The sequence below is a fragment of the Jidongwangia harbinensis genome (genome assembly GCF_020216025.1).
In the GTDB taxonomy this organism is placed as follows: Bacteria; Actinomycetota; Actinomycetes; order Mycobacteriales; family Micromonosporaceae; genus Actinoplanes; species Actinoplanes harbinensis.
Genome location: NZ_JAIWNC010000022.1, coordinates 65,322 through 85,813, shown reverse-complemented (window position 1 = coordinate 85,813; position 20,492 = coordinate 65,322). Strand labels below are relative to the sequence as shown.

The following is a 20,492-nucleotide window of genomic DNA, read 5'->3' as shown; positions in this document are numbered from 1 at the left end:
AACAGTCATCCGGCCGTGGCACAGGGTAGAACCCGGAAGGGTCCGTCACCGCGCCCGCTCAGCGGCCGCGCGCCGTCGCCATGGTCAGCGCCCGGTGCAGGAACCGCACGTCACCCAGCATGCCCCGCAGCCGCCGTTCCAGGCCCGCGATCGGCACCAGATTCTGCGGCGCCCGCGGATCCTTGTACGACGACGACGCGAACCGCGGCAACGTGGCCACCGACAGCCCGGCCAGCTCCACCGCCTGGTCCGCGGTGAGGTCCGGCGAGCACTCCACCCGGACGATCCCGGCCCACGGCGCGCCGCTGGTGCCGGGCAGTCGCAGGTACCACGACCAGCCGCCCCACACCGTACCGAGGTGGAAGACCGGGGTGCGCTGCCCGGCCCGCAGTGACGTCACCACCTGGGTCAGCGCCGCCGACAGGTACTGCTTCTGCTGCGTCTTGACGTACCCGATGGTGCGCGGCAGCTGCCGCCGGTTACGCAGCGGCCCGTCCACCACCAGCAGGTCCGCTCCGTCCGAGCCGTGGTCCCGGGCCGCCGCCGAGACGTCGATCTCCAGCGCGGTCAGCGGCGCCTGGACCGCGGCCGGCAGCTTGCTCGCCTCGCCGGTGCCGCTGACCCGGTGGATCTCGTACCGCACCGAGCCGGCCACCAGTTCCCCGGCGCTCGGGCTGGCGGTGAACAACCCGCGCGAGACCCGGGCACCGGCCAGCTCGGCGACGCCGTTGCGCAGATCGCACCGGACCACCCCGGCCGCGTACGAGGCGGCCAGTCCCGGGTACGAGGTGCCGTCCTCCTCCGCCGTCCACAGCCCGGCGTCGTTGCGCCGCACGCCGTCGACCAGCAGCACCACGTCCGGGCAGCGGATGCCGCGCGGCACGTCGATCGGCGCCCACTGGGCGGCCGGCACCTCGACGTCCGTGTCGACCTGGGCGCTGCTGGGCGACGCCGGCCCGTCCGCCTCGCCACCGGAGAACGACGCCCCGTACGCCGGGTCCCACGCGTCGACGAACATCCGGGTCAAAGGCCGACCCTTTCCACGTACGCGGTCCGCGCGTCCTTGTGCACCTCGAACCGCACCGGCACCCGCTCGGCCAGGGCGTGCACGTGGGTCACCACACCGACCATCCGGTCACCGCGGGCCGCCAGATTCTCCAGGGTCGCCGCCACCACGTCGAGGGTGGCCGCGTCCAGGGTGCCGAAGCCCTCGTCCAGCACGATCGACTCCAGGCTGGCCGCCGTGGTCGACATGCCGGCCAGCTGTTCGGACAGCGCCAGCGCGAGGGCCAGGGAGGCCTGGAACGTCTCCCCGCCGGACAGCGTGCGCACCCCGCGGCGCAACCCGGCGTCGTGATGGTCGACGACGAAGAACTCGCCCTTGTCGTGCATCAGGTCGTACTGGCCGCCGGTCAGCTCCCGCAGGATCCTCGAGGCGCCGTCCACCAGCAGGTCGAGCGCCTCCTCCAGCAGCCAGCGCTCGAAGTTGTTGGCCCGCAGATGCCCGGCCAGCGACTTGGCCACCCGGTTCTCCCGCTGCAACCCGGCCCGCTGCTCGGTGAACTCGCGGGCCTGCTCGCGCCGGTCGACCAGGCGTTGCCAGGCGGCCCCGGCGCGTTCGGCGGCGACCGCGGCGGCCCGGATCAGGTCGGCGTCGGCCCGGCCGGACGGCGCGCTCAGCCCGGCGGCGGTGAACAGCGCCACGATCGCGTCGTGCGCGCGTTCCGTCTCGTCGTGCGCCGCGGCGACCGCCGCGACGGCCGCCGCCCGGTCCTCCTCGCGCCGGCGCCGCTCGGCCTCCGCCCAGGTGACCAGCGTGGTCCAGGCCGCGGTGAGGTCGTCCCGGTCGGCCGGCGGTGGGGCGAAGCGGCCGACCGCGTCGCGGGCCGCGTCGAACGCCCGCCACGCGGACCGCTGCTGCTCGTCCGCCGTGGCCACCGCGGTGCGCGCCCGCCGCTGCTCCTCCCGGGCGGCCCGGACGTCGCCGCCGGCCCGGTCCAGGTGCCGCTGCAGCTTCGCCAGCTCGGCCAGCCGCCGCTGCAGCGCCTCCACCCCCGGCGAGTCGGTGAGCTGCGTCCTGATCTCGGCCAGCCGGGCCAGCTGCTGCTCGTGCTGGGCGCGCTTGCGTTCCAGCCCGCGTTCCAGCTCCCGGGCGACCGCGTCGCGCTGCCGGAACGCGGTCTCGGCAACGTCCGCGGCGGCCCGGGCGGCCTTGCCGGCCTCCTCCGCGGCCCGCACCGCCGACCCGGCCGGCATCGCCGGCACGGTGGCGACGGCCTGCTCGCAGACCGGGCAGTGCTCCCCCGCGGTCAGGTGCGCCCGGAGCGCGGCCGCGCGGTCCAGCGTCTGCGCCTCGGCGTAGTCCGACCGGGCCTGCTCCAGCACCTGTTGTGCACCGGTCCGGGCGCCGGCGGCCAGTTCCGCCGCGGCGAGCGCGTCGCGCCACTCCTCCTCGGCCACCGACACCTCGCCGGCGACCCATTCGGCCTGGCCGGTGAGCCGGTCGAACTCGGTGTGCCGGTCCAGCAGCAGGCTCAGCTGCCCCTGGTCGCCGGCCGCGGCCAGCTCGCCGCGCAGCTTCTCCTCGCGTTCCTCGGCCAGCCGGACGCGCTCGGCCGCGGACTCCGTCTGGGCGCGTGCGGCGGCGACCGCCTCGGCGACCTGCGCGCTGCCGGCCGGCATCCGGATCCCGGCGAGCGTGGCCAGGTCGGCGTCGAGCGCGTCCCGGGCGGTCGCGACCTCGGTCTCCCGCTGGCGCAGCGCGCGCAGCTCCGGCACCGCCCGCTCGACCGCGCCGGTGAGGTCACGCATCGCGGTGAGGTGCCGTTCGGCCGCCTCGACCGCCTCGTCGTCCGCGTCGGCGAGCCCGGCCAGCACCTGGTCGATGGTGCTGAGCTGGGCCTCGGCCCGGGTGGCCCGGGTGGACGCCCGGGCCTGGATCTCCTCGTACACGTGCAGGCCCAGCAGGTTGACCAGGATCTGCTGGCGGGTGGCCGGCTTGGCGTGCAGGAAGTCGGCGAACTGGCCCTGCGGCAGCACCACGCAGCTGGTGAACTGCTCGTACGGCAGCCCCACCGCGTCGATCACCGCGCGGTCCATCTCCGCCGGGGTGCCGGCCAGCACCTCGCCCAGGTCGTCCAGGCTCATCCCGGTGTCCAGCCGGGTCACGTCGAAGCCGGGCGGCATGAGCTGCAGACCGGCGTTCGCCGTCTTGACGTTGCCCCGCCCGTCGCGGCGCACCACCCGGGTCGCGACGTACCGCGAACCGGCCGACTCGAACACCAGCCGGACCCGGGCCTCGGCCGCCGAGGGGGCGAGCGCGTTGACGATGCCTCGGGCGCCGCCCCAGCGCGGCACGGTGCCGTACAGCGCGAAACAGATCGCGTCCAGCACCGTGGACTTGCCCGAGCCGGTGGGCCCGACCAGCGCGAAGTAGTCGGCGTCGGTGAAGTCCACGGTGGTCTCGTCGCGGAAGACCGTGAAGCCGGCCAGGTCCAAGCGGATGGGTCTCATGACGCGGTGCTCACCTCGTCGTACAGCTCGTCGAAGAGTTCCCGGACGCCGTCCTCGGTGCTGTCCCGGCTGTCCAGGTAGTCGCCGAACAACTGCCGGGGCGACCGGCCGGCCCGCTGCGCCATCTGCGCGTTCCTGGTGTCCGGCACCATGTCCGGGTCGATCCGGATCTCCAGCGCGTCGGGCAACAGGGCCTGCACGTCCTCGCGCAGCCCGACCCGCGGCTTCTCCCGGATGAAGACCCGCAGCCAGGCGTCCGGCAGGTCGACCGTGGCGAGCTGTTCCAGCGTGCCGCGCACGGTACGCAACGTGCGCGCACCGCGGACCGGCACGTCGCGGACCCGGGCGGCCTGGTCCACCGCCACGTCCACGATCGCGACCGACGGGATGTTCTCCTCCTCGCCGAAGTCCACCGCCAGCGGGCTGCCGCAGTAGCGCACCGGGCACGGCCCGATGACCTGCTGCGAGCGGTGCAGGTGCCCGAGCGCCACGTAGTGCGCGTTGGTGGGGAACACGGTGGCCGGCACCGCGTACCCCATCACGGTGTGTGCGTCCCGCTCGCCGCCGCCGGTGCTCGCGCCGAAGATGGTGAGGTGCGCGGTCAGCAGGTTGATCACGCCGGGCTGGGCGAACGTCTCGCTCAGCCGCGCGATCAGCCGGGCGATGTGGTCGGCGTAGGTCTGGGTCGCCTCGGCCGCGGTCAGCTCGTACATCTCGGCGGCGCGGATCGCGTAGCGCTGGGAGAGGAACGGCAGCGCGACCAGCTGCCAGCGCTCGCCGGCCGCGGTGCTGCCGGAGATCAGCAGTTCGTCCGGGTCCTTGCCGACCGCGCCGCGCAGCACGATGCCGGCCGCGTCCGCCCACGGGCGCAGCGCGTCCAGCGCCGCGCCGTTGTCGTGGTTGCCGCCGATCGCCACCACCTGGGCGCCGGTCTGCTGCAGCGCCGACAGCGCGCGGGTCACCACCCGGGTGGAGTCCGGGGACGGCGCGGCGGTGTCGTACAGGTCGCCGGCCACGATCACCAGGTCCGGTCGCTCGGCCCGGGCGATCTCGACGACCTGGGCCAAGACGCGGATGTGCTCGTCATGCCGGGTGCGGCCCTTGAGGACCTTTCCGACATGCCAGTCCGAGGTGTGCAGGATGCGCATCGCAGAACCCTAGAACGGGATCTCGTCGTCCGACGAACCGCCGCGGCTGCCGACCACCGCGAACGGGTCGGCGCCCTGCACGATCGAGCGCATCGAGCCCGACGGCGGCGGGCCGGCCTCGGAGAAGCGGGTGGCCCAGGCCGGGAACGGGAACTCCACGCAGAGCGGCACCGGAATGTCCGGCTGGTTGACGAACATGGTGCCGGGCCGCGCCAGCAACGCCCGCTGGCGCATCGCCGGGGGCAGGAAGCCGTACTCCGGGCGGGAGGCCTCGGCCGGGTCCAGCCGCCCGACCACCCGGATCGCCGAGTTGGTGACGATCCGGCGTTCCACCTCGCTGGCGGTCTGCTGCGCGCCGATCAGGATGACGCCGAGCGAGCGCCCGCGTTCCGCGATGTCCAGCAGCACCTCCTTGATCGGCGAAGTGCCCTCCCGGGGCGCGTACTTGTTCAGCTCGTCGAGCACCACGAACAGCAGCGGCTTGGCGGTGCCGGACTTCTCCTTGCGCTCGAACTCGGTCTTCAGCGTCACACCGACCACGAAGCGCTGCGCGCGGTCCGGCAGGTTGTGCAGGTCGACCACCGTGACCTGGGCGCTCTCGGCGGTGCTGATGGCGTGCGGGCGGCGCGCCGCCAGGTCACCGCGGATCAACCGGGCCAGGTCCTTCTTGCTGCCGATCAGCCGGCGCGCGAACGCGTTGACGGTGCCCATGTTGATCGCGCTGCCGGCCCAGGTGGACCGGGTCTCGTCGTCGGTGAGCTGGTCCACCACGTGGTCGACCAGCTCGCCGTACGACCCGAGGCGGACGCCGTCGATGCTGACCCCGCCCTCGGCCGGCACCGCGTGCCGGGCCAGGTGCGCGGCCACCGAGTGCACCACCATCGTGTACTGCTGGCGTTCGTCGTCGGCGTCGGCGAACACGTACGGCAGGAGGCGCTGACCGCAGAACTCCTCGATGGTCCAGTAGAAGCTGTCCACCCCGGTGAGCCGGCTGCTGACGTCCGGGGCGCCGGACGAGTCGCCGACCCGCGGCGGCGCGTAGACCCGGATGTCCGGGAACGGCGTCGCGGGCAGGCCGAGTCGCGCGTAGGCCGCGGTGGTGGCCTCGTCGAGCTTGGTGTTCGGATGGTCGAGGAACAGCAGATCCTCGCCCTTGACGTTGAAGATCAGCGCCTTGGCGTTCACCGCGTCGCCGCCCAGCGTGCCGGAGCGGAACACCGAGTAGAGCAGGAACGTGGCGAAGCTGGTCTTGGTGGCGACGCCGGAGATGCCGGAGATCGACACGTGCGCGCCGCGGGTGCCGTCCAGGAAGTCGGCGTTCAGGAACACCGGCACACCGTCGCGCCCGGTGCCCATCGGGATCCGGCGTTCCATCCGGTCGAAGTGCAACGCGGCGTCGCGGGCCTCGCCGGTGGCCCGGTGCACCACCGCGCCGGGCGACGGCGGGACGTAGAACTCCGGGTCCACCCGGGTGGTGGTGATCTCGGCCGCCTCCTGGACCATCGCCGGCAGCGTGCCGTCGGCGATGGCGAACACGTCCGAGTCGAACTGGGCGCCCTCGTGCCGGGCCCGCACCTGGGTGACCACGCCGGCGATCGTCACCGGCTCGCGGTCGGGCAGCTCCCGGCGGGTCACCACCACGTCGTCGAGCTGCAGGTAGCTGCCCGGCGTGACCGCGGTCCAGAACTGCAGGGGGGTGGCGTCCGCGGTGCCGAGCACCCGGCCGACCGGGTCCATGTCCGGGTTTGCGCTCGGTTTTCCGCCGCGGGGAAGCTCAGGTTCGTCAGACACGCCGATCATGTTGCACCAGAGGTACGACAGAAGACGGACGGCACGTCGGTTGGCACGGGTTATCCACAACTTCTAGTGGTCATCCACAGAGTTGTCCACAAGAACTAGATCTTTCTGGCGTACCTCAGGCAGAGCATGTCGTCGCTGCGCAGAATGTGCCGCAGCGACATCTCCCGCGGCGCGGTGGGCGGGCCGTTCGCGATCCGGCCGGCGTCCCCGCCGGCCAGCAGCGGCGACACGGTCAGGCACAGCTCGTCCACCAGATCGGCCGCGGTCAGCGCGCCGAGCAGCCGCGGGCCGCCCTCGCAGAGCAGCTGGGTGAGGCCGCGCCCGTGCAGGGCGGCGAGTCCGGCCGCCGGGTCGAACTCCGGCGCACCGGCGGTCACCACGTCCGCCACCGCGGCCAGCGCGGCGCGACGGCCGGCGGGCGCGGCCGCACCGGTGAGCACGATCGGGCGGACCGGCGCGTCCGCGAAGACCAGCTGCGCCGGATCGAGATCCAGGGAGCCGGAGACCACCACCATGACCGGGAACTCGCTCAATCCGTGGGATCGGCGCCAGGCTCGCCCGCGCGGTCCGAGACGGAGTCCGTCGTACCCTTCGGTGCGCACCGTGCCGGCCGCCACGACCAGCGCGTCGCACACCGTCCGGAGTACGCCGAAGACCAGTTTGTCCCCCGGACCGGACAGCCCGCCGGAGACGCCGTCGATCGTCACGGCGCCGTCGATGCTCGACACGAAATTGACCCGCAAGATCGGCGCATCGCTCCGTGGATAGCGGCTGACCAGGGCTTCCGCGTCCAGCGACCGGTCGTCCGGCCGCGGCCAGACCTCCTGCACGGTCACGGCGAGGCGGGCCCGGTGACCGGTGGCCGGGGCTCCGGAGGCTGATGCTGGCAGTCGCACCAGGACCCGCCCCGGCAGTCCGAATGCCGGCGTTCCCGGCACGCGCGACAGATCATGGGAACGACCCTATTCGCCCGGGTACAGGCGTGCACAACAAGCCGTCTAACGGATCTTGACCCGGGAGGGGAGAGACACCGGGCCCGTGGAGGGCGATAATGCCGCCATGACGAGGCAGCCGCTCCGCTCTCCGGGCCGACCGACGCTCGATGCCGTCGCCGCGCGGGCCGGGGTCGGCCGCGGCACCGCGTCCCGCGTCCTCAACGGCTCGTCGCAGGTCAGTCCGCAGGCCAAAGCCGCGGTCGAGGCCGCGATCTCCGAACTCGGGTACGTACCCAACCGGGCCGCCCGCTCGCTGGTCACGCAGCGGACGGACTCGGTCGCCCTGGTGGTGTCCGAGTCCGAGGAACGGGTCTTCGGTGAGCCGTTCTTCGCCGGGGTGCTCCGCGGCATCAACTCCGCGCTGATCGAGACTCCGCTGCAGTTGTGGCTCGCCATGGCGGCCAGCCCCGAGCAGCGCAAGCGCATCGAGCACCACCTGACCACCCAGCACGTGGACGGCGTGATGCTGCTCTCACTGCACGACGACGACCCGCTGCCGGCGATGCTGCGCGACCGGGACATGCCGTTCGTCCTCGGTGGCCGGCCGGCCCGCCCCGACCCGGACGACGCCTACGTCGACGTGGACAACCGGGCCGGTGCCTGCCAGGCGGTGGAATACCTGCTCGAACGCGGCGCGCGCCGGCTCGCCACGGTCGCCGGGCCGCAGGACATGGAGGTCGGCCGCGCCCGCCTGGCCGGTTACCGGACCGCGGTGTCCGAGCCACACCTGATCGCGTACGGCGACTTCAGCGAGGCCGGCGGCTACACCGCGATGCAGGAGCTGCTGGCGCGTGAACCGGAGCTGGACGCCGTGTTCGCCGCCTCCGACCTGATGGCCGGTGGAGCGCTGCGGGCGCTGCGCGAGGCCGGGCGCCGGGTGCCGCAGGACGTGGCCCTGGTCGGCTTCGAGGACGCGCCCGTGGCCCGCCAGACCGAGCCGCCGCTCACCACCGTCTACCAGCCCGTCGAGGAGATGGGCCGGCGGATGGCCCAGTTGCTCATCTCGCGGATCCGCCGGGAACTCGTCGAGGATTCGCACGTTCTGCTGGAGACCCATCTGGTCCGTCGAGCATCGGCCTGATTCGGCCTAGGCTCGATGGCGCGCGCCTTATCGACTGGGACATGACTGCGCAACCCGGGTGAAACGCCGTCCTGGCAGGCTGCTGCCAGGGACGGCACTGCGTGCCGTCTTCCAGACGGGAGGAGTTGCATGTTGCTGCGGGTACGGGTCACTCTGCCGGACCGTCCGGGCGCACTCGGCCAGGTCGCGCGCACGCTGGGCGTCGCCGGCGCGGACATCGTCCAGGTGGTGGTGCTCGAGCGACTCGGCGGCCGGGCGGTGGACGACTTCACCGTCGTCTGGCCGGGCGCGGCCCGCGTGGAGCGCCTCCTCGCCGGGCTCGCCGCCATTCCGGGCGTTCAGGTGGACGGGGTCTGGAAGGCCATCGGCGCCCCCGTCTCCGGCGGCCACGACGCCGAGTTGCTGGCCCAGGTCGCGGCGAACCCGGCCGACGGGCTGGCCACCCTGGTCGACGCGGTCCCGGCACTACTGGCCGCGGACTGGGCGGTCGCCGCGATCGTGCCGGCCGACTGGGCCGCGCGCTCCGGCACCGCACACGGCCCCCGTCCGCTGCCCACCGAACCGTCGCTGCGCCTCGGCGGCGAACCCACCACGGCGTACGCGAGCTGGCGCGCCCCGTCCCCGCTGCGTCTGCCGGAGGTCACCCCGCTGCGCGCCCGCCCGATGACCGGACTGGAGGGCACCCGGTACGCGGTCGCCCCGTTCGGCCGCGCCGGCCTGGTCCTGGTGGTGGCGCGCAGTGACGACGACGACCTGTCCCCGGCCGGCTTCCACATCACCGAGGTGGACCGGGTGGCCCAGCTCGTCCGTGCCGCCGCGGTCATCCTGGGTGACCGGCTGGACCACACCGGCGCGCCCACGATCGCCTCGTCTGTGATCGACCCCTCATAGTTCGACCTGGTCAGGCAATGTTCGGGTAACACCGGCGGGGCACGCTTAGATTCGGTTCAGGTGACTCGATCCGGAAAGGAGTGCCCCGCATGGCGCTGTGGCGGATCAGAGCTACGGTCGACGACCGGCCCGGTTATCTCTCCGTCCTGACCGCGAGCCTCGCGTTGCGGTCCGTGAACATCCTCGCCGTCCAGGTGCACACCACCGAGGCCGGCGCGGTCGACGACTTCCTCGTCGACGCCCCCGACACGATGACCGAGGCGGAGTTGCTCGCCGCGGTGCTCCGCGGCCGCGGCCGGGACGCCTTCGTGGCCCGCGCCGAGGCGCAGGGCCTCGCCGATCAGCCCACCCGGGCCCTGGCGCTGGCCGGCCGGCTGGTGCACGACCCGGACGCGCTCGGCGAGGCGCTGGTGAGCCTGCTGGACGCGGCCGAGGTGCGCTGGCGTCCGGAGGGCGCGGTGGTGCACAACGGCTTCACCGGCTCCCGGATGACGCTGGTCGACCCGGCCGGCGGCTCGTACGAGCTGCTGCGCGGCGCGCCCGCCTTCACCCCCGCCGAGTACGCCCGCGCGCAGGCCCTGGTCGAGATCTCCGCGGCGCTGCTGCGCCAGCAGGCCGAACAGACCACGTTGCTGCTGACGGACGGCGCCGAACTGCTGATCCGCCCGGCCGTCGCCGACGACGTCGAGGCGGTCCGCCAGTTGCACGCCCGCAGCTCCGCCACCAGCCGGCAGTGCCGTTACCTGAGCGGCGCCCAGCCACCCGGCGACGCCCGCCTGCGCCGGCTGCTGGAACCGGTCGGCGGCGTCACACTGCTGGCCGTGCACCACGACCCGGCGACCGGCGAGGAGCGGGCGGTCGGCATGGCCAACCTGCTGGCCGAGGGCGATCTGGGCGAGGTGGCCCTGCTGGTGGAGGACGCCTGGCAGCGCCGCGGCATCGGCACCGCGCTGTTGCGCCGGCTGGTGGCGTACGCCCGCCGGGGCGGCTTCGCGGCCCTGGTGGCCCACACCGGCACGGACAACGTGGCGATGCTGCGCACGCTCCGTCGCGTCGGCGCCGGCCCGTCCCACCGCGACGGCCCCATGGTGAGCGTGACGCTGCCGATGGTGCCGGGTCGTCATCCGGCCACCGACTCCACCCCGTCCACCCGCCGCTGACCCGCGTCCCGCCCACCGACGGCCCCGGCGCCGCGCCGACGTCACCGGTACACCAGCGTCGTTATCGGCCGCCAACAACGACGCTGGTGTACCACTGGAGCGCTCCAGTGGTACACCACCGCACGAACCTCAAGCGCGCTCCAGCGCCTCCGCCCGGCGTTCCGGCGCCCGCCCGGCCGGCTGCGCCGGCACCGGCCCCGGCGTGACCGCCGGCACCGATCGGACCACCGGTTCCCCGGCCCGCACCACGATCTCCTCGCCGTGGTGCCGCACGGTGAGCGGATCGCCGGTCACCTCGTAGCGCGCCTCGCCCGGCGTAGCGGTCACGCAGAGCACGCTGTCCCGCCAGCGCAGCCGGAACCGCAACCTCGGCAACCGCCGCGGCAGCCGGGGCGCGAACGACAGCCGCCCGTCCGTGTCCCGCAGCCCGCCCAGCCCCATCACCAGCGCGATCCAGGCCCCGGCGCAGGCCGCGATGTGCAGGCCGTCGCCGCTGGACTCGCCGCCGGCCCGCAGGTCCAGCAGGGCCGCCTCGGCCAGGTAGTCGTGCGCCAGGTCCAGGTGGCCGGTCTCCGCCGCCAGTACCGCCTGGGCCGGGGCGGACAGCGACGAGTCCCGTACGGTCCGGGCCTCGTAGTAGGCGAAGTTGCGGGCCTTCTCCTCGACCGTGAACGCGTCTCCGCGCAGCACCATGGCCAGCACCAGGTCGGCCTGCTTGATCACCTGCTTGCGGTACAGGTCGAGGTACGGGAAGTGCATCATCAGCGGGTAGTCCTCGTCCTTGGTGCCGGCGAAATCCCACTCCTCCAGCCGGGTGAAGCCGGCCGCCTGCTGGTGCACCTCGCGCTTCTCGTCGTACGGCAGGTGCATCCGGTCCGCGACGGTGCGCCACCGGGTGATCTCGTCGGCCGTGACGTCCAGGGCGTGCGCCGGCCCGGGGTACTGCTCGGCGGCCCACGCGGCGCCGCGCAGGTTGCGTTGCGCCATCAGGTTGGTGAAGACGTTGTCGTCGACCAGGGCGGTGTACTCGTCGGGACCGGTGATCCCGGAGATGTGGTAGCCGTCGTCGGCGTCCGCGGTGTGCGCCACCCGGTCCCACAGCCGCGCGGTCTCGACCAGCATCTCGATGCCGCAGTCGCGGAGGAGGTCGTGGTCGCCGGTGGCCGCGACGTAGCGCAGCACAGCGTCCGCGATGTCCGCGTCGACGTGCAGTGCGGCGGTGCCGGCCGGCCAGTAGCCGGAGCATTCCGCGCCGCTGATCGTCCGCCACGGGTACGTGGCACCGGCGAGCCGCAGTTCCGCCGCGCGTTCGCGGGCCTTCGGCAGTGTGGCGTGGCGCCAGCGCAGCGCCAGCCCGACGCAGGCCGGGTGGGTGTACGTGAGCACGGGCAGCACGAACGACTCGGTGTCCCAGAGCGTGTGCCCGTCGTACCCGTTGCCGGTCAGCCCCTTGGCCGCGATCGGGTGCGGCCCGGCCTGGGCGCCCGCCTGGAGCACGTGGAAAAGCCCGAACCGGACGCCCTGCTGCACCTCCGGGTCCCCGTCGATCTCCACGTCCGCGGTGTCCCAGAACTCGTCCAGGTAGGCCCGCTGGCGGGCGGCCAACTCGTCGAAGCCGAGCCGGGCGGCCTCGTCGCGGTCGGCCCGGGCCCGGTCGGCCGAGACGTCGGCGCCCCAGGAGTACGCGAGGATCTTGTCGAGTCGCACGGTGCCCTCGGCGGTGACGGTGCACCGGACCCGGTCCGGCATGACGGCGACCGCGAGGTCGGCGTCGCAGACGTGGGTGACGGCCGCGGCCACGCCGATCCCGCTGCGCCGGGTGCGGTGCCGCAGCAGGCCGCCCGCCGGGTCCGCCTCGTGCCCTTCGGAGCGCAGCGGGTGGTGCAGAGTGGCCGCCGCGCGGGGGTCGTCGCGCTGCTCGGGTTGTTCCTCGTTGGCCAGCAGGTCGGAGTCGATCCGGAGCCGGCGGCCCGGCGCTTCGACCTGGTAGCGGATCGCGGCCACCGACGGGTGCCGGAACGACACCAGCCGGGTACTGGTGATCCGCACCTCGGCGCCGCCCGGCGACACCCACTCGACCTCCCGGCGCAGCGTGCCCGCCCGCAGGTCGAGGACCCGCTCGTGCAGGCGCAGCGTGCCGGTACGCACGTCGAACGGTTCGTCGTCCACGGTCAGCGCGATGAGCTTGCCGTTCGGTGCGTCGACGACCGTCTCGGTGCGTTCCGGGTACCCGTACCCGGCTTCGGGGTAGGTCAGGTCGCGCACCTCGTAGAACGAGTTGAGGTACGTGCCGGGCATCCCGCGCGGGTCGTTCTCGTCCAGGTTGCCGCGCAGCCCGATGTGCCCGTTGGCCAGCGCGAAGATGGACTCGGCCTGGCGCAGTCCGGCGGTGGTGAGCGCGTGCTCGGACAGGCCGGCCTGGCGCACGCTCCACGGCTCCGCGGGGGCGATGTCAGACATGGCGCACCAGTCCGGTCAGGTCGGGCCGGCCGCCGGCGTGCCCGACCGTGGCGGCCGACGCCCGGTTGGCCCAGCGGGCCGCGTCCGGGTAGGACCGGCCGCGCAGCAGCGCGTCGGTCAGCGCCGCCACGAACGCGTCCCCGCCGCCGGTGGTGTCGATCACCGGATCGTCGCCGAGCGGCACCAGGATCTCCCCGCCGGCCCAGACGAACAGGTTGCCGCCCTCGGCGAGTGCCACGGCGATCAGCTTGGGGCCGGCCTTGAGCAGGTCGTGGGCGGCGTCGCGGACCCGGTCCGGGTCGTCGGCCGGCAGGCCGAGCAGCAGTTCGGCCTCCTTGTCGTCCGCGCGGACGACGTCCGCCAGCCCGAGCAGCTCGTCGCGGTCGGCGTCGGCGGGCGCGCCGTCCAGCACCACGAGCCGGCCCGCGTCGCGGCCGATCCGGGCGGCGGCGAGCACGGCTTCCGGTGGTTGCTGCAGTTGCAGGAGTACGGCGTCGGCCCGCCGGATCCGCCCGTCCGCCGCGGCGATGTCGGCCGGGCCGAGCAGTGGCAGGTCCTCCACATAGCGGTACGTGGCGTCGGCCGCGAGTACCTCGACGATCACCCCGGTCAGCGTGTCGCGCCGGCGTACCACCGCGGAGGTGTCGATGCCGTCCCGCCGCGCCTGGTCCAGCAGCACGTCGCCGATCACGTCGTCGCCGGCGACCGCGACCAGCGTGGGGCGTACCCCCAGCTGGGCCAGCGCCACCGCCTGGTTGGCGCCCTTTCCGCCGAGCTGTTCGCGGCGTCCGGTGGCGCTCGCCGACGCGCCGGCGTCGGGCACCCGGTCGACGGTGAGGACGAGGTCACGGGCGAGCTGGCCGACGACGGCGGCGGTGGGTGGGGTCACCCTTCGAGTGATACCCGGAAAGGCCGGTGATCCACAGTGCCGACCGACAGTTTGTGCGACATTCATCTCCGCCGTCGTCACTATGCTCGGGCGTGTGAACAGCAGCCCGGCGTCATGCGACGTCTACGAATATCTGGACACCGCGGGTGAGCAGGAAGCGGCCCGCCTGGCGGCGGTGCGCCGGTACCGGCTGGTGGACCAGCCGGTCGAGGAGGCGTACTCGCGGATCGCGTTCGTGGCCGCGGCCGTCTTCGACACTCCGATCGCGACGGTGTCGCTGGTCGAGCAGGACCGGGTCTGGCTGGCCGCGTGCCAGGGCCTCACCGGGGTACGCGAGGTGGGCAAGGAGCCCGGCCTGTGCGCGTCGGTCATCCAGCAGGACGACGTGTACGTGATCAACAACGCCGCGGTCGACCCGCGCACGCTGGAGCACCCGCTGGTCCGCGGCGGGCTCGGCCTGCGTTTCTACGCCGCCGCACCGATCCGCACCCACGACGGTTACCGGCTCGGCACGGTGAACGTGATCGACAGCCGGCCGCGTGAGGCCACCCCGCGGCAGCTGACCGCGCTGCAGCACCTCGCCTCGATGATCGCCGACGAACTGGAGCTGCGGCTGATGGTGGTGCGCAGCGCGGCGGCCGAGCAACGCATGCGGGAAACGGTGCACTGAGCGGCGGAATGGGTATAGGACTGCCATGCCTATCATCGCGAACCTCATCCGCCGATTCCTGTTCGCCGCCATCGTGGTGCCGCTGGCCGCGGCCGGTGTCCGCAAGGTCAGCGACGTGGTCGAGGCGCGCCGCGGCCCGAGCCGCGCCACCAGCCTGATGCGCAAGGGCGCGGACACCGTGCAAGGTACGTTCGGCCGGCAGAAGAAGCGTCGCCGCTTCTTCTGATCCGCTCCGCCCGCTCGGGCCGCGTAGCCGGGCTGCGTAGAAAGAGGCCCGAGCGGGTAAACGGCGCTGCCATGCAGACACCCCGCAGAGTCGCCGTCATCGCGCACCAGCGCAAGACCATGGGTGGCGGTCTCGACGAGTTGCGCCGCCGGCTCACCGATCAGGGCATCGACGAACTGCTCTGGTACGAAGTGCCGAAGAGCAAGAAGGCACCGAAACAGGTGGCCAAGGCGATCAAGGCCGGAGTGGACCTGATCGTGGCCTGGGGCGGCGACGGCATCGTCCAGCGCACCGTCGACGTGCTGGCCCGGGAGAAGGGCGGCGGGAAGATCCCGCTGGCCATCATGCCGGCCGGCACCGGCAACCTGCTCGCCGGCAACCTGGGCGTGCCGGAGGACCTGCCACGGGCCGTGGAGATCGCGTTCCACGGCGAGCGGCGCCGGATCGACGTGGGCCGGCTCAACGGCGAGCACTTCGCGGTGATGGCCGGCATCGGCTTCGACGGCGCGATGATCTCCGACGCGGACCGCGAGCTGAAGGACCGGCTGGGCAAGCTGGCGTACGTCTGGGCCGGTCTCCGGCACGTCAACGGCGCGGCGCCGCACGCCAAGGTCAAGGTCGACGGCACCACCTGGTTCGACGACGAGGCGAGCTGCGTGCTGGTCGGCAACGTCGGCACCATCACCGGCGGCATCCGCGCGTTCGACGACGCCCGCCCGGACGACGGCTGGCTGGACGTGGGCGTGGCGACCGCCCAGGGCGCGTTGCAGTGGGCCCGGGCGCTGGGCACCATGGCGGTCGGCCGCTCCGACCACTCCCCGTTCGTCCGGATGACCCGCGCCCGCCGGGTGGACGTGAAGCTGGGCTCGAAGCTGGAGTACGAACTCGACGGCGGCGCCCGGGAGGCGGTGAAGCGCCTGACGGTGGAGGTGGCCCCGGCCGCGGTGACCGTGTGTGTGCCCGGCACGGACGGATAGTCGACAGATTTCGGCGCGAAGTCCGTACCCGAGAAGGTGTTTTGTGGGTCTATAAGCCGATGAATCCCCTGGTCTGATAGCCGACCGAGACCCCACACTGGCCTCAGTCCGGCACCGCTACGAAGTCTCCAGGGGGTTGGCCATGCCGTACCACCAGAGTTCCGCAGTGAGCGTCGTTTCCGTCCTCGCCGTCGCCGTCACCGTCGTCGTCTTCGGCTACCGTCTCGGCCGCACGCACGCCGCCTGGCGCGACGTCCGCGCGGCCCGCCGGGCCGTGCTGATCACCCGGCGGACCGCCTGGCGGCACACCGCCGGGCTGGCGGCCGTCATGGTCGCCCTGTTCGCCACGCTGTTCGTCACCGCGTTCGAGATCTCCAAGTAGGTCCCGGCCGGTCAGAGCACGAACGCGTCGGTCCACAGTTGGCGGGACCGGCCGGACAGGGCCTCCATCAGACCCACCGCCTGGCTGTCGGTCAGCGCGGCCACGAAGTCGATGACCGCCCGCCCGCGGGCCCGGCCGAGCCGGTCGCCGGTGCCCTCGGGCAGTTCGGCCTCGGCCAGTTCCACCAGGTCCCGCAGCCGCCGCGGGATGCGCTCCGACTCGTCCGGGTCGGTCAGCCAGGCGAGCAGCGCCTCCACCAGGGAGGCCAGCAGCCGGGCCTGTCCGCGCTGGTGCAGTGCCAGGTCCGGCCGGGCCAGCACGAACCGGTTCTGGACGAACTTCAGCACCTGGACCTCGTGCCACTGGGCCGGTGCCAGCTGTACGTGCCCGGAGCGTACCGCGGGCTGCCCGGCCACCTCGATGGACTCGACCAGGCGCCGGGTCCAGTTCGCCGAGAACGCGGCCACCCGCGCCTCCGCCTCCAGCGACCCGTCGAACGGAATGGCCAGCAGCCCGTCCACCAGTTCCGCGCGGACCTGCTCGACCGCGGCGGCGAACGCGTCGTCGTCCGCCACCCAGGCGTCCTTGCGGTGCAGCTGGCGGCGCAACGACTCGATGGCGCTGCCCGGCCGGGTCTGGTCGTAGTCGTCCGGGAACGAGCCGCGCTGCCAGGCCATCAGCTCGGCCGCCACGGCACCCTGCTGCAGCACGCCCACCCGGTGCACGTCCTCCAGGTCGTGGATGGCGTACGCGATGTCGTCCGCGGTGTCCATCACCGACGCCTCGGGGGTCTGCTGCCAGTCCGCCACCCGGCCGGCGAACGGCGCCCGGGCCTGGAGCATGTCGTCCACCTCGGTGGAGTACGCGCCGAACTTCAGCGAGCCGCCGTCCGGGTCGTCCGGCGGCGCGGCCGCACCGCGCGGCGGCGGTTCCATGAACCGGGGGTGCGGAGCCGGATGGGTACGCCGGGACCACGGGTACTTGAGGATCGCGGCCCGGGTCGCCGCGGTCAGGTTGAGCCCGATGGTGGCCTCGCCGCGAATCTCGGTGCTGGTCACGATCCGGTACGACTGGGCGTTGCCCTCGAATCCGTCGTTCAGCCCGAACCGGTGCCGGGCCAGCTGGTCCAGCACCCGCTCGCCGAGATGCCCGAACGGCGGGTGGCCCAGGTCGTGGGCGAGCGCCGCGGCCTCCACCACGTCCGGGTCGCACCCGCCCAGCTTCTCCAGCACGTCGGCGGTGCGGGGGTCGGCGCCCAGGCGTTCCGCGACGGCGCGGCCCACCTGGGCGACCTTGAGGCTGTGGGTGAGCCGGTTGTGCACCAGCAGGCCGGCGCCACCCGGGCTGATCACCTGGGTGACGCCGCCCAGCCGGGCGAAGAACGGCGAGCCGACGATCCGGTCCCGGTCCACCCGGAACGGGCTGAGCGCGAGGTCCCCCGGCGCGACCAGGCTGTCACCGAAGAGGCGCTGGGCCCGCGGATCATCCATGCCCGCGACGTTACCGGCCCTGGAGCGCGTCCAGGGCCACCGCCATCGCCGCCACCAGGCGACGGTCCAGCTGCGGGTCGTGGACGGTCACCACGTACTTGTCCCGCAGGCCCCACTTCTTCTGCACCGAGAACGCCGGGCGCTCGCCCAGGACGAACTCGAAGTGGTACGGCAGCCAGGACAGCGACTCCACGAAGCGGCGCAGGACCGCCACCACCATGTTCGTCTCCCGGCCGACCATCTCGCCATGCCCGGGCTGCTCCAGGTGCCAGGTGGAGCGGAGCAGGGACTCCTTCCAGTTCTTCCGGAACAGGCCGATCGCGGTGCCGTTGGCGTCGGTGACGTCGTAGGTCGCACCGAGGTCCATCCGCTGCCGGGCCTTGAAGCCGAACACCGGGGTGGTCTTCTGCTCGTCGGTGTAGAGCGTCACCTGTTCCTTGAACGCCATCCGCTTCTGCTGTGCGAAGGCCAGTACGCCGGCTTCCGAGCCGTCCGGCGCCACTGCGTGGATCTCGTACTGATTCACCATGAGACGTACGCGCTGGCGCACGATGAGCTGGTGTTGTGCCTGAAGGGTGTCGGTCGTCACGGGCGCAGTGTGACACAGCCCGCACGATCCGGTGGCGTCCGGTGGCAACCGCCGGTCAGACTTGGCAGGAGTTCGATCGAGGCGAAGGACTACGCATGGCGAAGCAAGCGGACAGACGTCGGGGCCGGACCGGGCCGCTGGTGGCCCTGGGGGTGGGTGCCGCACTGGCGTGGCTCGCCAAGGACATCGCCAAGCAGATGGGCGGCACCGCGAAGGGCGCCCGCCGGCAGCGGATGGAGCGCTCTCCGCAGTACACCGACGGCAAGTTCCACAACACCGTGCCGGCCACCGAGATCGCCGCGGCGTCGATGCCCCGGATCCTCCTGGCCGCGGCCACCGGCCGGGAGCGGCGCCGCCCGCACGCGCCGATCCCGGTGCTCACCCCGGAGTTCGGCGACGACCCGCAGGGCCTCTACGTCACCTGGTACGGCCACTCCACCGCGCTGATCGAGATCGAGGGCCGCCGGGTCCTGGTCGACCCGGTGTGGAGCGACCGCTGCTCGCCGTCGCAGCTGAGCGGCCCGAAACGCCTGCACGAACCGCCGGTGGCACTGCGCGACCTGCCGCCGCTGGACGCCGTGCTGATCTCCCACGACCACTACGACCACCTGGACATGGACTCGATCCAGAACCTGGCCGACCTGCAGGCGGTGCCGTTCCTGGTGCCGCTGGGCGTGGGCGCGCACCTGGAACGCTGGGGCGTACCGCCGACCCGGATCGTCGAACTCGACTGGAACGAGCGGACCAGCGTGGCCGGGATCGAGTTCATCGCCACGCCGGCCCGGCACTTCTCCGGCCGCGGCTTCTCCCGCGACGGCACGCTCTGGTCGTCCTGGGTGATCGCCGGGTCCCGCCGCAAGGCGTTCTACAGCGGCGACACCGGCTACTTCCCCGGCTTCGCCGAGATCGGCGCGGAGCACGGGCCGTTCGACGTCTCGCTGGTGCAGATCGGCGCGTACAACGACGCCTGGCCGGACATCCACATGATGCCGGAGGACGGCGTCGCCACCCACGTCGACGTGCGCGCCGGACTGCTGGTGCCGGTGCACTGGGGCACGTTCAACCTGGCCATGCACGACTGGGCGGAGCCGGCCGACCGGGTCTGGCGGGAGGCGAAGGCCCGCGACGTCCGGCTGGCCGTGCCCCGTCCCGGCGAGCGGGTCGACGTGGACAGCCCGCCCCCGGTCGACGGCTGGTGGCAGGCCATCGCCTGACCCCGCGTTCGCTGTGGGCTTACTCCGCGCGGCCCGTGACGGTGTAATCATGTAATCAGCACACCGTTGGAGGTCGTCATGCGCTTCCGTCCCTCCCCGCCCGGGGCCCGCACCGAACCACCACCCGCCGACGAGGCCGCCGCCTGGATCGCCGGCGCCACCCCCGACCACTGGTTCACCGAGCCGCCGCACGTGGTGGTGGACCGCGACGAGATCATCATCTGGGGCCGGCTGGCCGAACCCGAGCTGGGCGCGGACGCCACCGACGCGGACCGGGCGGCGGCGCAGGCCGGCCGGATCCACCAGTTCCGGGAGGACAGCCGGGACGACCGGATCCGGGTGGCCCGCCAGGTCGAGCATCGCTACCAGCGCAAGGTCGCGTGGGGCCTGCGGTGCGGCGACACCGAGGAGTTGTTCACCCACCTCTCCGCACCGGTGATGACCCGGCTCCGCCAGCCCGAGCGGCAGGTGCTGGACACGCTGGTCGACGCGGGCGTGGCCCGCTCCCGCTCGGAGGCGCTGGCCTGGTGCGTCAAGTTGGTCGGCCAGCACACCGACGACTGGCTGACCGAGCTGCGCGACGCCATGACCCGGGTCGAGGACCTGCGCCGCCGCGGCCCCGACGCCTAGCAACCCCCACAACCATCGGCGGAGTTATTCGTTTTCCATCGGAAAGCCAGGAAATGTGATTCCGTAGCGTTGATCGGTGCGGCCTGCCCGCACCGCGTACAGGTCACGCGCCACGGGGGTGAGCGTGGAATTCGTGCGACGCCTCGGGCGCACGCCGCAGGAGCGCGGCAGCCTGAACAATGCGACGTGCCCGGACATCTTCGAGTTGAGCGACGGCACATTCGCCGTGATCGGTACGGATGCTACCGAGACGCTCGACCCGAGATTACCCGCCGGGGCCGCACGTGCCCATTACGAACGCATCGTCGTCATCACCCGGGAGACGCTGGTCAGCGCCAAGCCCGACATACCTGATCGTTGACAAGTACGCCGCCGTC

General features: G+C 72.9%; 19 protein-coding genes. 10 read left to right on the top strand and 9 right to left on the bottom strand.

Annotated features, from left to right (window positions below):
* Window positions 1–58 precede the first annotated feature (58 nt).
* The 5 genes from LDL48_RS25275 to LDL48_RS25255 form a co-directional block, all read right to left on the bottom strand.
* Entirely contained in the window at window positions 59–1,027 is a 969-nt protein-coding gene (locus LDL48_RS25275; RefSeq protein WP_225257703.1) for a hypothetical protein, read from the bottom strand.
* Window positions 1,024–3,513, bottom strand: coding sequence for an AAA family ATPase (locus LDL48_RS25270; RefSeq protein ID WP_225257702.1), 2,490 nt, complete (start codon window positions 3,511–3,513; stop codon window positions 1,024–1,026). The genes LDL48_RS25275 and LDL48_RS25270 overlap by 4 nt, the downstream gene beginning before the upstream one ends.
* Window positions 3,510–4,661, bottom strand: coding sequence for an exonuclease SbcCD subunit D (locus LDL48_RS25265; RefSeq protein WP_225257701.1), 1,152 nt, complete (start codon window positions 4,659–4,661; stop codon window positions 3,510–3,512). The genes LDL48_RS25270 and LDL48_RS25265 overlap by 4 nt, the downstream gene beginning before the upstream one ends.
* 9 nt (window positions 4,662–4,670) lie before the next feature.
* The gene (locus tag LDL48_RS25260) at window positions 4,671–6,398 is read right to left on the bottom strand and encodes an ATP-binding protein (protein WP_225257799.1); all 1,728 of its coding nucleotides are present in this window, start codon (window positions 6,396–6,398) and stop codon (window positions 4,671–4,673) included.
* A gap of 158 nt (window positions 6,399–6,556) precedes the next feature.
* Complete coding sequence (locus tag LDL48_RS25255) at window positions 6,557–7,351, bottom strand: pyrimidine reductase family protein (RefSeq protein ID WP_372472199.1); 795 nt, start codon at window positions 7,349–7,351, stop codon at window positions 6,557–6,559.
* A gap of 169 nt (window positions 7,352–7,520) precedes the next feature.
* Between LDL48_RS25255 and LDL48_RS25250 the strand changes: the two genes are divergently transcribed.
* The 3 genes from LDL48_RS25250 (at window position 7,521) to LDL48_RS25240 (ending at window position 10,588) form a co-directional block, all read left to right on the top strand.
* A complete protein-coding gene (locus tag LDL48_RS25250; RefSeq protein ID WP_225257700.1) occupies window positions 7,521–8,537 on the top strand; it encodes a LacI family DNA-binding transcriptional regulator in 1,017 nt (338 codons plus the stop codon).
* A 129-nt stretch (window positions 8,538–8,666) separates the two neighbouring features.
* Window positions 8,667–9,428, top strand: a complete 762-nt coding sequence (locus tag LDL48_RS25245; RefSeq protein WP_225257699.1) for an ACT domain-containing protein — start codon at window positions 8,667–8,669, stop codon at window positions 9,426–9,428.
* 89 nt (window positions 9,429–9,517) lie between these two features.
* Window positions 9,518–10,588 carry a GNAT family N-acetyltransferase gene (locus tag LDL48_RS25240; protein ID WP_225257698.1) on the top strand — a complete coding sequence of 357 codons (1,071 nt, stop codon included), beginning with the start codon at window positions 9,518–9,520 and terminating at the stop codon, window positions 10,586–10,588.
* A gap of 129 nt (window positions 10,589–10,717) precedes the next feature.
* On the opposite strand, the gene LDL48_RS25235 is transcribed toward LDL48_RS25240, so the two are convergent.
* Both LDL48_RS25235 and LDL48_RS25230 read right to left on the bottom strand, forming a co-directional pair.
* On the bottom strand, window positions 10,718–13,048 hold the full coding sequence (locus LDL48_RS25235; protein WP_225257697.1) for a glycoside hydrolase family 65 protein: 2,331 nt from the start codon (window positions 13,046–13,048) through the stop codon (window positions 10,718–10,720).
* A complete protein-coding gene (locus LDL48_RS25230; protein ID WP_225257696.1) occupies window positions 13,041–13,937 on the bottom strand; it encodes a ribokinase in 897 nt (298 codons plus the stop codon). The genes LDL48_RS25235 and LDL48_RS25230 overlap by 8 nt, the downstream gene beginning before the upstream one ends.
* 94 nt (window positions 13,938–14,031) lie before the next feature.
* On the opposite strand from LDL48_RS25230, the gene LDL48_RS25225 reads away from it, so the two are divergent.
* The 4 genes from LDL48_RS25225 (at window position 14,032) to LDL48_RS25210 (ending at window position 16,192) form a co-directional block, all read left to right on the top strand.
* A complete protein-coding gene (locus LDL48_RS25225) occupies window positions 14,032–14,607 on the top strand; it encodes a GAF domain-containing protein (protein ID WP_225257695.1) in 576 nt (191 codons plus the stop codon).
* A 25-nt stretch (window positions 14,608–14,632) separates the two neighbouring features.
* Entirely contained in the window at window positions 14,633–14,833 is a 201-nt protein-coding gene (locus tag LDL48_RS25220) for a hypothetical protein (protein ID WP_225257694.1), read from the top strand.
* A gap of 71 nt (window positions 14,834–14,904) precedes the next feature.
* Window positions 14,905–15,810, top strand: a complete 906-nt coding sequence (locus LDL48_RS25215; protein WP_225257693.1) for a diacylglycerol/lipid kinase family protein — start codon at window positions 14,905–14,907, stop codon at window positions 15,808–15,810.
* 166 nt (window positions 15,811–15,976) lie between these two features.
* The gene (locus LDL48_RS25210; RefSeq protein ID WP_225257692.1) at window positions 15,977–16,192 is read left to right on the top strand and encodes a hypothetical protein; all 216 of its coding nucleotides are present in this window, start codon (window positions 15,977–15,979) and stop codon (window positions 16,190–16,192) included.
* An 11-nt stretch (window positions 16,193–16,203) separates the two neighbouring features.
* Here the strand turns inward: LDL48_RS25210 and LDL48_RS25205 are convergent, their stop codons facing one another.
* Both LDL48_RS25205 and LDL48_RS25200 read right to left on the bottom strand, forming a co-directional pair.
* Window positions 16,204–17,682 (bottom strand): deoxyguanosinetriphosphate triphosphohydrolase family protein, encoded by a 1,479-nt coding sequence (locus LDL48_RS25205; RefSeq protein ID WP_225257691.1) that lies wholly within the window; start codon window positions 17,680–17,682, stop codon window positions 16,204–16,206.
* A 10-nt stretch (window positions 17,683–17,692) separates the two neighbouring features.
* Window positions 17,693–18,271, bottom strand: coding sequence for an LURP-one-related family protein (locus LDL48_RS25200; protein WP_225257690.1), 579 nt, complete (start codon window positions 18,269–18,271; stop codon window positions 17,693–17,695).
* A gap of 95 nt (window positions 18,272–18,366) precedes the next feature.
* Between LDL48_RS25200 and LDL48_RS25195 the strand changes: the two genes are divergently transcribed.
* The 3 genes from LDL48_RS25195 (at window position 18,367) to LDL48_RS25185 (ending at window position 20,476) form a co-directional block, all read left to right on the top strand.
* Complete coding sequence (locus LDL48_RS25195) at window positions 18,367–19,485, top strand: MBL fold metallo-hydrolase (protein ID WP_225257689.1); 1,119 nt, start codon at window positions 18,367–18,369, stop codon at window positions 19,483–19,485.
* 78 nt (window positions 19,486–19,563) lie between these two features.
* A complete protein-coding gene (abmR, locus tag LDL48_RS25190) occupies window positions 19,564–20,115 on the top strand; it encodes an ATP-binding transcription factor AbmR (RefSeq protein ID WP_225257688.1) in 552 nt (183 codons plus the stop codon).
* Between the two features lie 124 nt (window positions 20,116–20,239).
* On the top strand, window positions 20,240–20,476 hold the full coding sequence (locus LDL48_RS25185) for a hypothetical protein (RefSeq protein ID WP_225257687.1): 237 nt from the start codon (window positions 20,240–20,242) through the stop codon (window positions 20,474–20,476).
* Window positions 20,477–20,492: the final 16 nt, after the last annotated feature.